Here is a 15557-nt window from a genome sequence, read left to right on the forward strand (position 1 = left end):
GCCTTCTTGGGATCGACCTCTGCGGCGGGCTCGGCCACGCTCGGGGCTGTCTCTGCGCTGCTTTCGGCCTCGCTCACCGCACCGTCACCGGTGGCCTGGGCAGCCTTCTTGGCCTTGGCGCGGGCGATGGCAGCGGCGATGGCCGCCTTCTTGGGGTCGACCTCGGCGGCGGGCTCTGCCTCGGTTACGCTCGGGGCTGGCGCGGTGCGGCTTTCAGTCTCGCTCACCGCGCCGTCACCGGCGGCCTGGGCAGCCTTCTTGGCCTTGGCGCGAGCGAGGGCGGCGGCGATGGCCGCCTTCTTGGGATCGGCTTCGGCAGCGGGCTCGGTGAGCGGGGCCGGTGCTGCGTTGCCATCAGGCTCGCTCACCGCGCCGTCACCGGTGGCCTGGGCGGCTTTCTTGGCCTTGGCACGAGCGAGGGCGGCGGCGATGGCCGCCTTCTTGGGATCGACCTCGGCGGCGGGCTCGGCACTGGGGGCGGCAGCCTCATCGGCCGCCTTGGCGGCACGACGTGCCAGCGCCTCCTGCTTGCGTGCCTCGCGCGCCGCCGCCATGGCGGCGTTGTCCACCGGCGTCTCGGTGGCGGTAGCCTCCTGCTTGGCCTTGAGGCGGGCGAGGGCGGCGGCGACGGGATCTTCTCCCCCGGCCGCCGTCATGGCCTGACGGCGCTGGGCCGCGGCCTCGGCATGGCGCGCCTCGCGCGCCGCCTTGTCCCGCTCGAAGCGGGCCTGTTTGGCCTCGAAGCGCTGTTTGGCACGCTCGGCCTTCTCGGCCTCGGCACGGGCCTCGCGAATGTCGTCCTTGGCGATCTTGTAGTACTGCACCAGGGGGATCTCGCTCGGGCAGACCCAGGCACAGGCCCCACACTCGATGCAGTCGAACAGGTTGAGCTTCTCGGCCTTGTCGTATTCCTTGACCCGGCTGTACCAGTAGAGCTCTTGGGGCAGCAGGGTGGCCGGGCAGGCGTCGGCGCAGGCGCTGCAGCGGATGCAGGCCTGTTCCGGGCCGGGGGGCGGCAGCTCGGCGCGGGTGGGGGAGAGCAGGCAGTTGGTGGCCTTGACCACGGGCACCATGGCGTGGGGCAGGGTGAAGCCCATCATGGGCCCCCCCATGATGACTCGCTGATCCGCTTCCGGTTGCAGTTCGAAGCGCTGCAGGAGCCAGCGTACCGGTGTGCCGAGGCGTACCCAGGCATTGCCCGGTTTCTTGAAGGCGTCGCCGGTGAGGGTGACGATGCGCTCGATGAGCGGCTCGCCGTCGATGATGGCACGTTTGATGGCGAACACGGTGGCGACGTTGAGCACCATGATGCCCATGTCCACCGCGCGGCCGCCCTTGGCGACCTGGCGTCCGGTGAGCAGCTCTATGGTCTGCTTGGCACCGCCCGAGGGGTACTTGGTCGGCACCGACTTGACCAGCACATCGGCGTCGGTGGCGTGCCGGGTCAGGGCCGAGATGGCCGCGGGCTTGTTGTCTTCCACCCCGATCAGGGTGAGCTTCGGCTTGAGCAGGTGCTTGAGCACCCGGATGCCGTCCATGATCTCGTCGGCATACTCCTGCATCAGCCTGTCGTCGGTGGTGATGTAGGGCTCGCACTCCAGGCCGTTGACGATCAGGATCTCGGTGAGCTGGCCGCGGCCGTCGAGCTTGCTGTGGGTCGGGAAGACGGCGCCGCCGAGACCGGCGATCCCCGCCTGCTGGATGCGCTCCAGCAGCTCGCCCCGCTCCAGATTCCAGTAGTCCGGTTGGGGTTTGCGCTCGCCCCAGGCATCTTCGCCGTCCGGGGTGAGGATGATGCAGAGATCATCAAGACCGGAGGGGTGCGCCACCGTGTGCTGCTCGATGGCGGTGATGGTGCCGGAGGTGGAGGCGTGCACCGGCACGATGCGCCCCTTGTCAAAACGGGTGAGCGGCTGGCCTTTTTGTACCTTGTCTCCCACCTGTACCAGCAGTTCGCCGGCGGGACCCGCGTGCTGGCGCACCGGGATGATGAGCTGGGGAGGCAGGCCTGCGTCCACTACAGGGGTCAGGCTTGACTGGTGCTTGTTCTCGGGGGGATGAATGCCGCCGTGGAAATCCCAGAGGGTGCCGGCTTTGATGCGTTCGAGCAGATGCTGCATGGTTACTCCGCTGTTTATTCCACTATCTTGACCGGAATGGCGACCTTGGCCAGATCCCATTTCCAGTTGTCGACCGTGGTCGGCACCGGGATCATTTCAATACAGTCGGTCGGGCAGGGATCGACGCAGAGATCGCACCCCGTGCACTCGGCCGCGATGACGGTGTGCATCGCCTTGGTGGCGCCGAGGATGGCATCGACCGGGCAGGCCTGGATGCACTTGGTGCAACCGATGCACATGTCCTCGTGGATGAAGGCCACCTTCTTGACGGGGGTAGCCGCTTGCTCACCGCCGTCCAGGGGCTGGGGCTCGACCCCCATCAGATCCGCTATCTTGCGCATGGTGGCATCGCCACCGGGCACGCACTTGTTGATCTTGTCACCGTTGGCCACCGCCTCCGCATAGGGCTTGCAGCCCGGGTAGCCGCACTGGCCGCACTGGGTCTGGGGCAGCAGGGCGTCGAGCTGATCGACGACGGGATCGGCCTGCACATGAAACTTGACGGCGGCAAAGCCGAGAATGATGCCGAAGGCCAGGGCCAGCAGGGCCAGCACCAGAATGGCAAAGAGTATGTGAGTCATAGCGCTATATCTTGATGAGGCCGGTAAAGCCCATGAAGGCCAGCGACATCAGGCCGGCGGTGACCATGGCGATGGAGACGCCGCGGAAGGGGGCCGGCACGTCGGCAGCCACCAGGCGCTCACGCATGGCGGCAAACAGGATCAGCACCAGGGAGAAGCCGCAGGCCGCCCCGAAACCGTAGATGATGCTCTGGATGAAGTTGTGGCGCTCGTTGATGCTGAGCAGCGCCACGCCGAGCACGGCGCAGTTGGTGGTGATGAGCGGCAGGAAGATGCCGAGCAGGCGATAGAGGGTCGGGCTGCTCTTGCGGATGACCATCTCGGTAAACTGCACCACCACGGCGATCACCAGGATGAAACCCAGGGTGCGCAGGTAGGCGATCTCCAGCGGGATCAGGATGTAGTGCTCCATCAGGTAGGAGCAGGCACTGGCAAGGGTCATCACGAAGGTGGTGGCCAGTCCCATGCCGATGGCGGTTTCCAGCTTGCCAGAGACGCCCATGAAGGGGCAAAGGCCGAGAAACTTCACCAGCACGAAGTTGTTGATCAGCACTGTGCCGATCAGTAAAAGCAGGTACTCAGTCATTGACGATGGGTTATCCGGTGTGAAGGCGGCCACATTATCTGATGTTAGGTGCCTTTAGACAACCGCAAGGCCGTATGGTTATTATTCGAATGCCCAATTCATGGAGGCATTGTGCGCCCTTTACCCATCCTGACGCTGACCCTGGCCATGCTGCTCTGGTCCAGCTCCTTTATCGCTCTCAAACATGTGCTGGAAGTCTGGTCCTTCGGCCAGGTGCTCTTCATGCGCATGCTGGTGGCCTCGGGCTGCTGGCTGCTCTGCTACCGCCAGCTCGGCCGGGTCCAGTACCAGAAGGGGGACTGGCGCTGGCTGGCTCTGATGGGCGCGCTGGAGCCCTGCCTCTACTTCCTGCTGGAGGTCAATGCCCTGCGCTACACCAGCGCTGGTCAGGCCGGCATGGTCTGTGCCCTCCTGCCCCTGATGGTGGCCCTGGTGGCCTTCGTGCTGCTCAAAGAGCGGGTGAGCCGCCGCCAGCTCTTGGGATTTGCCATCGCCATCTTCGGCATCGCCCTGCTGGGGCTGGGGGAGGGGGCTGACGAGTTTGCCCCCAACGCCCTGCTCGGCAACAGCCTGGAGATGGGGGCCATGCTCTGCGCCGCCACCTATTCCGTGGTGTTCAAGAAGCTCTCCAGCCGCTACGGCGTGATGACGCTGACGGCGCTGCAGGCCTTCGTCGGCACCCTCTTCTTCGCCCCCTTCGCCTTCAGTGCACCCTGGCCCGCGAACTGGGCCTGGCAGGACATGGCGGTCATCGTCTTCCTCGGCGCCTTCGTGACGCTCGGGGCCTACCTGCTCTACAACTGGTCGGTGACCCAGGTGAAGGTGACCCTGGCGGCGGCCTATGTGAACCTCATTCCCGTCTTTACCCTGTTGCTCGCCTATCTGTTGCTGGGGGAAACCCTGACGCCGCTGCAATGGCTCGCCTGCGCCGCCGTGCTGGCCGGCATCGCCGTGGGTCAGCTGCCGTCCGGCAGGAAGCGGGCGGAGGCGGTCGCCACCGGGGGATGAGTCGTCGCCACTGGGCTACAGTCTGGACAGGGACCCCTGACGAGAAAGGAGCCAATGATGAGCGACATGCACTTGCTGGACGAAGCGCAGAGGCTGCTGAGCCACCGCCCCTTTACCCTGGCCGATGCCCAGGCGCTGGAGGCGCTGGAAGAGGAGGCCGTGGGGGAGGAGGGGCTCTGCATCGCCGAGCTGTGGGAGGCAGCCCTCGGCCAGGCCGACGAGGAGGCCAGACACTATCTCCTCGGGAATGGCTGAGCCGGTTTGCGGTTCTACGGATAGCACGCATAGCAATGACAACGGGGGGCCTGGCCCCCCGTTGTCATTGGCGGCTTTCGCTCAGATGGAGAGGCTCTTGACGGTGTCCGAGACCGAGTTGGCGTCCTCGATGATCTCCTTGATGACGTTGGCGATGATGTTGGCCTGATCCTGCCCGGCCACCGCCTTGTCGGAGACGACGGAGACGGTCTGGGTGATCTTGGAGGTGATCTCCGAGTTGTGCTTGATGACGGAGACGATCTCGTTGGTGGAGCTGGAGGTCCGCGCCGCCAGCTGCCTCACCTCGTCTGCCACCACCGCAAAGCCGCGGCCCTGCTCGCCGGCCCGGGCCGCCTCGATGGCGGCGTTGAGGGCCAGCAGGTTGGTCTGATCAGCGATGCCGCTGATGGTGGAGATGATGGACTCGATGCTTCGGGATTGCTGGTTGAGCTGCTCTATCTGCTTGCTGACCGTATTGACCGAGAGGTTGATGTGGGAGGAGGTTTCCAGCACCCGGTCGATCACCTCCCGCCCCTTGGCGGCACTCGCGACTGTCTCGCTGGCAATGGCGCAGGCCTTGTGGGCCGCCTCCCGGGTGGAGATGGATTTTTCCACCCGCTCCGTGATGTCGCTGGCCAGCTTGATGATTTTGACCACCTTGCCCTCGTGGTTGAAGATGGGGTTGTAGGTGGCCTCCAGCCAGATCTTCTCCCCGCGGTGACCCAGGCGCATGAAGAGCCCGGACTTGATGTCCCCCGAGCCGAGATCGTGCCAGAAGTTGGGATTTTTCTGGTAGAACTCGGGGTCGCAGAAGAGGCGATGATGCTTGCCGACCACCTCGTCCAGCCGGTAGCCGAAGCAGTTGAGGAAGTTCTGGTTGGCGGTGATGACGGTGCCATCGGGGTGGAAGTCGATGACCGCCAGTGACTTGTCGAGGGCCGCGAGCAGAGCCTGGGTGCGCTCCAGGGTGGATTGCTGCTGGGTGACATCCGAGGCGACCTTGGCGATCCGCTCCACCTTGCCGTCGATGACGATGGGGAAATAGGTGGCTTCCAGCCAGATGGCCTTGCCCGATTTTGACTGGCGAATGAAGCGGCCATTGCGGGAGACGCCCCCCCGCAGATCCTGCCACAGCCCTTCGTATTCGCGGGTCTTGACGTCTTCCGGGAAACAGAGCGTGCTGTGGTGCCTGCCGATCACCTCTTCACGGGTGAATCCCACAATGTCCAGGAAGAGGTCGTTGACGAAGGTGACCATGCCCGCCGGGGTGAACTGGATGAAGGGCACCCGGGACTGGATGGCCTGCTCGAACGCTCCCAGTTCCACCATCCTCGCCGCTTGCTCGCTGACTTCTTTGCTTGCTTTTTGATTCCAGAACATAACGGAGCTCCTCCATGAGATCCTTGGGTATGTGACGACGGTCATTTGAGCTCATTAACAATAGCGGCAATTTTTGACAAAGCTGAACGGCCCGGCCATGAAACTTCGTTGTTTTTGCTGCTGAATTCCAGATTAATTAACCAATGCCCCCGATTTTCATCAAAACCTCATTCGAGTGGTTATCAAATGGATCTTTTTGTGGCGCAGTCCATCTCATGCTGGCTGACACTTGGCCAGGCTGCATCAGGAGATGAATTTCCGCTGAGAAAGCACCATACGGGCCAGTCTACCGTGGCGCTGCCGATAATACGGTGTCTTATGGGTCTTTGTAGGCGAGGGGCGCCTGACAGACAGAGTGGCAGCGAGGAGAAGGGCTGCCGCTCGTCTGTGTTCTGTGTGTTCAGCCGGATTTCCTCGGATGGGCCCTGCGGTGGGCGGGAGAGCGGTGTCTGTGGCGGGGCTCGGGGCCCAGGTTGTTTTCCTCACCTACTTCTGAAGCTGGCCCGCCCGCCGCTCTTCCTCTTTCCTGGCGGCCTCCTGCTCGCGCTGCTTCAGGCTGTTGGCCAGGCTCTCCTCAATGTCCCGGGTCTGCTTGATGGCCTTTTCCACCTCTTCGGGCGGGGGAGTATAGATGTGGAGCGGCAGGGGCTTGGCGTCGCTGCTGCAGGGGATGTCGCTGAAGGTGATGCGGCCATTGCGGGAACATTGATAGACGTCGGCCCGGGCAACGGGGGGGACGGTGATCACCAGGCAGACGAGAGAGATGACCAGGGTGCGTGACATAGACTCCTCCTTGAATCCTCCCTTTGCACACTAGTACATGGCGTCGGGTCAGACAATGGCGCCGTCCCTCGCAAGGCGAGCGGTCACGTCAGCGGCGTTCCGGCTAATCCGCACGGGGTCATCCCTTGTGCAGGGGGTAGCCAGTTGTCGTGCAAAACGGCGGATCTCGGCCTATTTTCCCCGCCGTTCAACACATCAGAGCACCATAGCGGGCCACAATGAGGTATCTTATGCCCCGATTTCATCCATTTAACGGATCCGAGACCCCATATGATCATCAAACCCAAGGTTCGCGGTTTTATCTGCACCACCACTCATCCGGTCGGTTGTGAAGCCAATGTTCGTCGCCAGATAGCTTATACAAAGGCCAAGGGCGCCATCGAGAATGGCCCCAAGAAGGTGCTGGTGATCGGCGCTTCCACCGGTTATGGCCTGGCCTCCCGCATTGCCGCCGCCTTCGGTAGCGGTGCCGCCACCATCGGCGTCTTCTTCGAAAAAGCGGGCAGCGAGACCAAGACGGCCACCGCCGGCTGGTACAACTCCGCTGCCTTCGACAAGGCCGCCAAAGAGGCGGGTCTCTACGCCAAGAGCGTCAACGGCGATGCCTTCTCCCACGAGTGCCGCGCCAAGGTGATCGAGCTTATCAAGCAGGATCTGGGGCAGATCGACCTGGTGGTCTACTCCCTGGCCTCCCCGGTGCGCAAGCTGCCGGATACCGGCGAAGTGGTGCGCTCCGCCCTGAAACCCATCGGCGAGGTCTACACCTCCACCGCCATCGATACCAACAAGGATCAGATCATCACCGCCACCGTCGAGCCGGCGAACGAGGAAGAGATCCAGAGCACCATCACCGTCATGGGCGGTCAGGACTGGGAGCTGTGGATGGCGGCCCTGCGCGATGCGGGCGTGCTGGCTGACGGCGCCAAGTCCGTGGCCTACTCCTACATCGGTACCGATCTGACCTGGCCCATCTACTGGCATGGCACCCTGGGCCGCGCCAAGGAAGATCTGGACCGCGCCGCCACCGCCATCCGTGGCGATCTGGCTGCCAAGGGCGGTACCGCCCACGTGGCTGTGCTCAAATCCGTGGTGACCCAGGCTTCCAGCGCCATTCCGGTGATGCCGCTCTACATCTCCATGGCGTTCAAGATCATGAAGGAGAAGGGCATTCACGAGGGCTGCATGGAGCAGGTGGATCGCATGATGCGCACCCGTCTGTACGGCGCGGATCTGGCGCTGGACGAGCAGGCCCGCATCCGCATGGATGACTGGGAACTGCGTGATGACGTGCAGCAGACCTGCCGCGATCTGTGGCCCTCCATCACCACCGAGAACCTCAGTGAACTGACCGACTACACCGGCTACAAGCAGGAGTTCCTGCGCCTGTTCGGTTTCGGTCTGGACGAGGTGGACTACGATGCGGACGTGAACCCGGACGTGCAGTTCGACGTGGTCGAGCTGTAAGCCGGTTGTCAGTGCAGACAGGGCCCCGCGGGGCCCTGTTTTTTTGGCAAGCATTTCTCTGATGACAGAATTTTATTATCCGCGATCACCTTATTTCCATATCAAACCCGCTAGGCTTGCGCAGTCTGGATAACATGACGGCACTGCCGAGGTACGGAAGCTATGACCACTCCACACGACGCGCCCAAGAAGCGCCAACTCCCCACGGTTTACACCCTGCTCTTTCTCATCATCGCCCTGATGGCGGCCCTCACCTGGGTGCTGCCGGCGGGCAAATACAACTATGTGACCGCCAAGACCCAGCAGCCGGTGGCGGCCGCTGCCGTAGCCGACTATAGCGGCGACGAGCGGCTGTTGCCGGTGCCCGGCAGCTACACCGAGCTGCCTTCCCAGCCCCAGGGGGTGTTCGAGGTGCTCAAGGCGCCGATTCAGGGCTTTCACAAGGCGGCGGATGTGGCGCTCTTCGTGCTCATCATCGGCGGTTTTCTGGCGGTGACCATGCAGAGCGGGGCGCTCGATGCCGGGGTGGGGGCCATAGTTCGCACCTTTGCCGGGCGCGAGCGGCTGCTCATCCCCGTGCTGATCGCCCTGTTTGCCCTTGGGGGCTCTACCTTCGGCATGGCGGAGGAGACGGTGGCCTTCTGGGCGCTCATCGTGCCGGTGATGATGGCGGCAGGCTTCGATCGCATGGTGGCGGCGGGCATCATCCTGCTTGGCTCCGGGGTCGGGGTGCTCGCCTCCACCGTCAACCCGTTCGCCACCGGCATCGCCTCCGGCTTTGCCGGCATCCCCATCGGCGAGGGGATTGGTCTTAGGGTCGTGCAGTGGTTGCTGCTGGTGATCTTCGCCTCCTGGTACGTGATGCGTTACGCCAAGCGGGTGCAGCAGGACAGCGCCCGCTCCGTGCTGGCGGACATCGTCTATGACGACGAGTTCTCACAGATGAAGAGCAGCAACCACGCCTTCAGCGGCAGGCAGAAGCTCACCATGCTGGTCTTCTTCGGCACCTTCCTGCTGATGATCTATGCGGTGGTGCCCTGGTCGGATCTGGGCATCGATCTGCTGCCCACCCTGGGCTGGTGGTTCGACGAGCTCTCCACCCTCTTCTTCAGCGCCTCCATCCTGATCGCGCTCATCAACCGGATGCCCGAGTCCAACTATGTGGCAACCTTCCTGAACGGGGCTCGGGATCTTATCGGGGTGGCCCTGGTAGTGGCGGTGGCGCGTGGCATCTATGTGGTGATGGAGCACGGCGTCATCATCGACACCATCTTGCACTGGGCCGAGGGGCTGGTGAGCGGGCTGTCGTCATCGGTGTTCATCCTGATGGCCTATCTGGTGCACATCATCCTGAGCTTCTTCATCCCCTCCACCTCGGGGCTCGCGACCGTCTCCATGCCGCTGATGGGGCCGCTGGCGGACTTCTCCGGCATCTCCCGGGATCTGGTGATCACCGCCTACCAGTCCGCCTCCGGCTGGATCAACCTGTTCGCTCCCACCGCTGCCCACCTGGTGGCGGGACTGGCGCTCGCCAGGATCCCCTACGACCGCTTCGTGCGCTGGGTGCTGCCCTTCATCATCGGGGTAGGGCTCATCACCATGGGGGTGCTGGTGGCCGGGGCCCTGCTGCACGGCTGATGGGACGTCACACGACCGATAGAAAAAAGGCTCCCGAAGGAGCCTTTTTCATGTTCAGAGCTTACTGCTTGTAGCCCTTGAGGAAGCGGGCGAGGCGGCCGATGGCCTCTTCGAGCTCCTCCTCACGGGGCAGGAAGACCAGGCGGAAGTGATCCGGCGCGGGCCAGTTGAAGCCGGTGCCCTGCACCAGCAGCAGTTTCTCCTGCTGCAGCAGATCGAACACCATCTTCTGGTCGTCGCGAATGTCGTACACCTTGGGGTCCAGGCGCGGGAACATGTAGAGCGCCCCCTTGGGCTTGACGCAGGAGACCCCCGGAATGTCGTTGAGCAGCTCCCACGCCTTGTCCCGCTGGCGACGCAGGCGACCACCCGGCAGGATCAGCTCGTTGATGCTCTGATAACCGCCAAGGGCGGTCTGGATGGCATGCTGCATGGGCACGTTGGCACAGAGCCGCATGGAAGCCAGCATCTCCAGCCCCTCGATATAGCCCTTGGCACGCCCCTTGGGTCCGGTGATGACCATCCAGCCCTGGCGGAAGCCGCAGGCGCGGTAGGCCTTGGAGAGGCCATTGAAGGTCACTACCATGACGTCGTCGCACAGGGTGCAGACGCTGGTGTGGGCGATGTCGTCGTAGAGGATCTTGTCGTAGATCTCGTCGGCGAAGATGATGAGGTTGTGCTGGCGGGCGATCTCGATCACCTCCAGCAGGAACTCGCTGCCGTAGACGGCGCCGGTCGGGTTGTTGGGGTTGATCAGCACCAGGCCGCGGGTGCGCGGGGTGATGCGGGCACGGATGTCGTCGAGATCCGGATACCAGTCGGCCCCTTCGTCGCAGCGGTAGTGCACAGCATGGCCACCGGAGAGGGTGACGGCGGCGGTCCAGAGCGGGTAGTCGGGGGAGGGGACCAGCATCTCGTCGCCGTTGTTGAGCAGCGCCTGCATCGCCATCACGATGAGCTCGCTCGCGCCGTTGCCGATGTAGATGTCGTCGATGTCGACCTTGCGCATCCCTTTCTGCTGGTAGTACTGCATCACCGCCTTGCGGGCCGAGAAGAGCCCCTTGGAGTCGCAGTAGCCCTGGCTCTGGGGCATGTTGAGGATCACATCCTTGATGATCTCCTCCGGTGCTTCGAAGCCAAACGGTGCCGGATTGCCGATGTTGAGCTTGATGATGCGGTGCCCTTCGTCCTCGAGACGGCGGGCTTCTTTATGCACCGGGCCGCGGATGTCATAGCAGACATCGTCGAGCTTGTGCGACTTGTCGATGGTGAACATGTGAGCGTGATTCCTTCCCCGTGGGGCGCGTTGGCAGAAAAGCTGTTTTTAGTATCAAATTTCTCTGCCCCTATTCTTCACAGAATTGAATGCTAGAACAATCTAATTTATGGAATAAATCCCTGATATTTACCCCTAAAACAGGGTTGCCAACTTGTTAAATTCAGCAGGATCGTTTGCCCGTTTCCAAGAGACCAGTGAAAGATGAGGGGAGGGCGCACAAAGCCACGGGAGTGTATTGAAATATCCCGCCCATCTGGCACGATTGGCTGGGGTAAAAATCCGCTTTCACCCCGCCTGTCCGGCAGGTCGGGCTCCTTTCTCTTTCATCATTGAGGCTCTGTCATGCATGCACCCGCCACCGGTCGTTATCGTCATTTCAAGGGGGGTTACTACCAGGTGCTTGCCCTGGCCCTGCACACCGAGACCGGGGAGCAGCTGGTCGTCTACCAATCGGAGCAGGACGGCCAGGTCTATGCCCGCCCCGTGGCCATGTTCATGGAGTGGATTGAGCACCAGGGGGAGGTGGTGAGCCGTTTCACGCCGGTGGCATAAGGCAGGCGTGCGGCATGAAAAAAGGCGCCCTGGGGCGCCTTTTGCAAAGGGGTTGGGCTTACAGACCCAGATTGGCTCGGGCATAGGCCTCGAAGTCGGTGCAGCCGCCGATGTGCTGCTCGTCCAGGAAGATCTGCGGCACCGTGGTCACGGGCTTGCCGGCTTTGGCAGCCAGATCGTCCTTGGTCAGCCCGGCGACGTTGATATCCACGTAGCGGAACTCGAAGTCATCGCGCTCCTCGGTCAGCTGCTCGGCAATCTGCTGGGCACGCACGCAATAGGGGCAACCCGGACGACCAAAAATCTCTACAAACATCTTTTCTCTCCGTTATACAAGCCGTTACACAAGCCGTTGACGCAGGCCATTGAGGCGAGGCTGGGCACAGCATAGCCTCGGCGCCGGGCCAGTCAAAGCTGAAAATTGCGATGCCCCTGTTCACCCTGTTCGATGGCACCCGGATCACCGGGCCCGGGGCATGAAGGCAGTCTTGCTGGCAAGACTGCTTACTGTTCGGCGATCTGGATGGGCTGCTGCTGGTAGATGCTCTCCAGCACGCCCTTCTCGAAGACGGTCCAGGGCAGGGAGGCAGCCTTGCAGGCAAGGCTGCCCAGACTCTTTACTGCGCGGTGATCTGGATGGGCTGCTGCTGGTAGATGCTCTCCAGCACGCCCTTCTCGAAGACGGTCCAGGGCCAGGGCGCCTTGCTGGCGCGGTAGCGATCGTGGGTCGCCGGATCCTGGGACAGGCCGCGCTGGAACATCACGAATGCCTTGCGCTGGCCGCCGGCGGTGTCGATGAAGCCGGCGAGGTTCGAGGTGCCCGTGATGGTCCCCGTCTTGGCGTGCACCTTGTTCTTCATCATGGGGGCGGTCACGCTGCGGCGCCAGGCCAGGGTACCGTCCACCTGGGAGCTCGGCAGCAGCTTGATGAAATCGAGCTCGGCGTCGTTCTTCTGGATGAAGGTCAGCACCGACAGCATCTGGCGGGCGCTGATGAGGTTGTGGGCGGAGAGGCCGGAGCCGTCGGCCAGGGTGGCGTTACCAAGGTCAATGCCGTGCTTGGTCAGGATGGCGCGCACCGCCATGGTGCCACTGCGATAGCTCCCCGGCTTGTTGTAGTAGTGGCGACCCACGGTTTTGAGGAAGGTGTCGGCGTAGAGGTTGTCGGACTTCTTCAACATCTTGGCGAGCATCACCGGCAGGGAGACGGAGTAGTGGGTGGCCAGGGTCTGGGCTCCTACCGGGGCCTTGTGGGTGACGCGCAGCAGGCCGTCGTGGCGGATCCCGGCACGGTTCATGGCCCAGCGGATGTTGTCCCAACCCCAGGCCTCCACGTCGTGAATGGCGAAGCGCAGCCCTTGTGGCTCCTTGTTCGGGGTGATGCAGCCCTTGAGCTCGTAGAAGTTGCCCTTGGCCATGTCTACTTCCAGGGCGCAGAACTGGCGCGCCATGTCGCCATAGCTCATCACCTCGACGTTGTCGGCACCGATGCCGATGGGGACGCCGGTGGCGACATTGCCCACCGCGGGCTTGCCGATCTGGGTAGCGGTGACGGTGCCGTAGGCGCAGTTCTTGTCGATGATGACGGAAGAGACCGGGGCGGCGAAGCAGAGGGTCTGATCCCCCCAGGACCAGCCGTTGCCGCGCTCATAGCCGTTGTAGGCACCGGTGTTGACGTAGACGTTGCCCTTGATCTGGTTGACGCCGAGCTGCTTGAACAGGGCGACCAGATCCATCCGCGACAGGGTGGGGTCGCCGACGAAGTTGATCCAGATGTCACCGTTGATGGCATCCCCCTGCTTGGCGCCGGGTTGGGCCTGGAGGTCGGTGGCGAAGCGGAAGTCGGCGCCAAGCTCCAGGCGGGCGGCGAGCGCGGTCAGCACCTTCATGGTGGAGGCGGGCGCTATCATGTCATCCGCATTGCGGGAAAACTCGATGCCGTTGTTGCCCTGCACGATGACGGCATACTGGCCCCCCTTGGGCGGGGTCAGCGGGGTGGCCTGGGCCACCAGGGAAAAGAGAGCACAAAAACCAATCAACAGCCGCTGCATAGGATCCTCTAACTGAACGAAAGGGCGGCAATGCAATACCGCCCTGCTAATCAAACCGGGTGACTGCCTGATGTGGCCGGACGTGTGGTCAGGCCGGGGCGTTGGCAGTCCGGTAACGCCCCTCGTAATCGAATATTTTTTCCTTCACCTGCCAGAAACGGCCCGACTTGCGGGCGATGACGAAATCCGGGTGGCGGAACTGGCCGCTGGCGGCCAGCACGCTCGCCAGGGTGGCAAATTCGGGCTCCAGCCCCGGGGCGGGCCAATGATGACGCACAAAGACCTGTTGAAACAAGCGCCGTGCGCCCGCCGAGTGGAAACCGAAGTACTCCGTCAGGGTGAGTCCGTCCTCGTCGTGATAAGTCACCTCCAGCCGCTCCCCCTGCTTGCCGCGCCCAGCCGTCAGGGTGAGACCGGCGCAGCGGATGACCATGCAGTCCTTGAGATTGAGCGCCTCCTTGAGCTTGTCGTCAGGATCCACCAGGAGGTGATCGCAGGACTGGCAGCGACGGGCGGCGATGTCGTTTTCGCTGCCGCAGGCGGGACATATTTTGGCGCGAAAGCGATAGTCGCACTCCTCGCGATGGCCCTCGTCATCCTCGAACAACCCCTGACAGCGGCGGCCGTAGTGTTCAATCACCTTGCCGTCTTCGTCCGTCTTGCCCCAGAAGGTGTTGGCAAAGCCGCAGGCGGGGCAGGGCACCTGGACCGGCTCGGTGCCGGCGTGGGGTCTGGGTTCCCCCACCTCGGGGGCAAACAGGTTGAAGTTGTTGCCGGCATAGTCCAGTACCAGGCAATCGGTCTTGCCAGGCGACAGGCGCAGGCCGCGTCCGACGATCTGCTGGTAGAGCGACACCGATTCTGTGGGTCTGAGCATCACGATCAGATCGACGTGGGGGGCGTCAAAGCCGGTGGTGAGCACCGCCACGTTGACCAGGAATTTGAGCTCGCGGGCCTTGAAGGCGCTGATGAGGGCGTCGCGCTCCGACCTCGGGGTTTCACCGGTGATCAGCGCCGCTTTTTCTCCTTGCGCGCCGAGCAGACCGTGAATTTCCCGGGCGTGCTCGACGGTGGCGGCGAAGATCATCACCCCCAGGCGTTCGGCGGCGTACTCCAGCACCTGATTGATGATGTGGGGGGTGACCCGCTCCTGGCGCCTGAGTTCGCCGTTGAGGTCCGCCTCGCTGAACAGGCCGTTCTCGCGCGGCACCAGTCGGCTGAAGTCGTAGTGGACGACGGGGGCATCGACGAGACGGGGCGGGGTCAGGTAGCCGTTTTTCACCATGAAGCGCAGGGGCAGCTCGAACACGCAGTCACCGAACAGCCGCTCCCCGTGGCTCTTCACCATGCCGTGGTAGTGACGCCGGTAAATCCAGCCCAGCCCCAGCCGGTAGGGAGTGGCGGTGAGACCCAGGATCTTGAGGGCCGGATTGGCGGCCTTGAGATGGTCGATCACCTGATGGTACTGGCTGTCATCATCGAGCGACACCCGATGGCACTCGTCGATGATAAGCAGGGAAAAGGCCCCGTCGAAGGCATCCAGATTGCGGGCTACCGACTGCACCGAGCCGAACACCACCTGGGCGCTGGCCTCCTTGCGGGACAGTCCGGCGGCGAAGATGTCGGCCTTGAGCCCCCAGGCCTCGTACTTGGCGTGGTTCTGCTCCACCAGCTCCTTGACGTGGGCCAGCACCAGCACCCGGCCGCGGGCTTTTCGCGCCAGCTCGGCGATCACCAGGCTCTTGCCGGCCCCGGTGGGCAGCACGATGACGGCGGGATCCGGATGTTTGCGAAAGTGGCTGATGACGGCGTTGACGGCGTCGGTTTGATAGGGTCTTAGAACGAACATGGGGAGACTGG

The 15557-nt window shown here is 63.2% G+C and carries 14 protein-coding genes; 5 read left to right on the forward strand and 9 right to left on the reverse strand.

The annotated features are described in order from the left end of the window. The 3 genes from rsxC to rsxA form a co-directional block, all read right to left on the reverse strand. A partial coding sequence (rsxC, locus tag BN1136_RS04870) for an electron transport complex subunit RsxC (RefSeq protein WP_043808139.1) occupies nt 1-2120 on the reverse strand: 2120 nt, incomplete at its 3' end. 14 nt (nt 2121-2134) lie between these two features. Continuing rightward, entirely contained in the window at nt 2135-2701 is a 567-nt protein-coding gene (gene rsxB, locus BN1136_RS04875; RefSeq protein ID WP_043761413.1) for an electron transport complex subunit RsxB, read from the reverse strand. A gap of 4 nt (nt 2702-2705) precedes the next feature. After that, nucleotides 2706-3287 carry an electron transport complex subunit RsxA gene (rsxA, locus tag BN1136_RS04880; RefSeq protein ID WP_043761412.1) on the reverse strand — a complete coding sequence of 194 codons (582 nt, stop codon included), beginning with the start codon at nt 3285-3287 and terminating at the stop codon, nt 2706-2708. A gap of 111 nt (nt 3288-3398) precedes the next feature. Between rsxA and BN1136_RS04885 the strand changes: the two genes are divergently transcribed. Further along, on the forward strand, nt 3399-4295 hold the full coding sequence (locus BN1136_RS04885; RefSeq protein ID WP_043761410.1) for a DMT family transporter: 897 nt from the start codon (nt 3399-3401) through the stop codon (nt 4293-4295). A gap of 57 nt (nt 4296-4352) precedes the next feature. Beyond that, complete coding sequence (locus tag BN1136_RS04890) at nt 4353-4550, forward strand: hypothetical protein (RefSeq protein ID WP_043761408.1); 198 nt, start codon at nt 4353-4355, stop codon at nt 4548-4550. An 81-nt stretch (nt 4551-4631) separates the two neighbouring features. Here the strand turns inward: BN1136_RS04890 and BN1136_RS20655 are convergent, their stop codons facing one another. Together BN1136_RS20655 and BN1136_RS04900 are read right to left on the reverse strand one after the other, a co-directional pair. After that, nucleotides 4632-5930, reverse strand: a complete 1299-nt coding sequence (locus BN1136_RS20655; RefSeq protein ID WP_043761405.1) for a methyl-accepting chemotaxis protein — start codon at nt 5928-5930, stop codon at nt 4632-4634. A 486-nt stretch (nt 5931-6416) separates the two neighbouring features. Next, nucleotides 6417-6713, reverse strand: a complete 297-nt coding sequence (locus tag BN1136_RS04900) for a DUF4124 domain-containing protein (protein WP_052365684.1) — start codon at nt 6711-6713, stop codon at nt 6417-6419. 270 nt (nt 6714-6983) lie between these two features. Between BN1136_RS04900 and fabV the strand changes: the two genes are divergently transcribed. Together fabV and BN1136_RS04910 are read left to right on the forward strand one after the other, a co-directional pair. Then, nucleotides 6984-8177 carry an enoyl-ACP reductase FabV gene (gene fabV / locus BN1136_RS04905; RefSeq protein WP_043761402.1) on the forward strand — a complete coding sequence of 398 codons (1194 nt, stop codon included), beginning with the start codon at nt 6984-6986 and terminating at the stop codon, nt 8175-8177. Between the two features lie 162 nt (nt 8178-8339). Next, nucleotides 8340-9815, forward strand: coding sequence for a YfcC family protein (locus tag BN1136_RS04910; RefSeq protein ID WP_043761400.1), 1476 nt, complete (start codon nt 8340-8342; stop codon nt 9813-9815). A 61-nt stretch (nt 9816-9876) separates the two neighbouring features. Here BN1136_RS04910 and BN1136_RS04915 read toward each other — a convergent pair whose 3' ends face one another. Further along, on the reverse strand, nt 9877-11091 hold the full coding sequence (locus tag BN1136_RS04915) for a pyridoxal phosphate-dependent aminotransferase (RefSeq protein WP_043761398.1): 1215 nt from the start codon (nt 11089-11091) through the stop codon (nt 9877-9879). A gap of 345 nt (nt 11092-11436) precedes the next feature. Between BN1136_RS04915 and BN1136_RS04920 the strand changes: the two genes are divergently transcribed. Then, entirely contained in the window at nt 11437-11646 is a 210-nt protein-coding gene (locus BN1136_RS04920; RefSeq protein ID WP_043761396.1) for a DUF1653 domain-containing protein, read from the forward strand. Between the two features lie 58 nt (nt 11647-11704). Here the strand turns inward: BN1136_RS04920 and BN1136_RS04925 are convergent, their stop codons facing one another. The 3 genes from BN1136_RS04925 to BN1136_RS04935 form a co-directional block, all read right to left on the reverse strand. Then, nucleotides 11705-11962 (reverse strand): GrxA family glutaredoxin, encoded by a 258-nt coding sequence (locus BN1136_RS04925; protein ID WP_043761394.1) that lies wholly within the window; start codon nt 11960-11962, stop codon nt 11705-11707. Nucleotides 11963-12263: 301 nt separating this feature from the next. Beyond that, nucleotides 12264-13697, reverse strand: coding sequence for a D-alanyl-D-alanine carboxypeptidase/D-alanyl-D-alanine endopeptidase (gene dacB, locus BN1136_RS04930; RefSeq protein WP_043761392.1), 1434 nt, complete (start codon nt 13695-13697; stop codon nt 12264-12266). Nucleotides 13698-13785: 88 nt separating this feature from the next. Then, nucleotides 13786-15546 carry a DNA repair helicase RadD gene (locus tag BN1136_RS04935; RefSeq protein WP_043761390.1) on the reverse strand — a complete coding sequence of 587 codons (1761 nt, stop codon included), beginning with the start codon at nt 15544-15546 and terminating at the stop codon, nt 13786-13788. Nucleotides 15547-15557: the final 11 nt, after the last annotated feature.

Source organism: Aeromonas taiwanensis, assembly GCF_000820165.1.
GTDB lineage: Bacteria > Pseudomonadota > Gammaproteobacteria > Enterobacterales > Aeromonadaceae > Aeromonas > Aeromonas taiwanensis.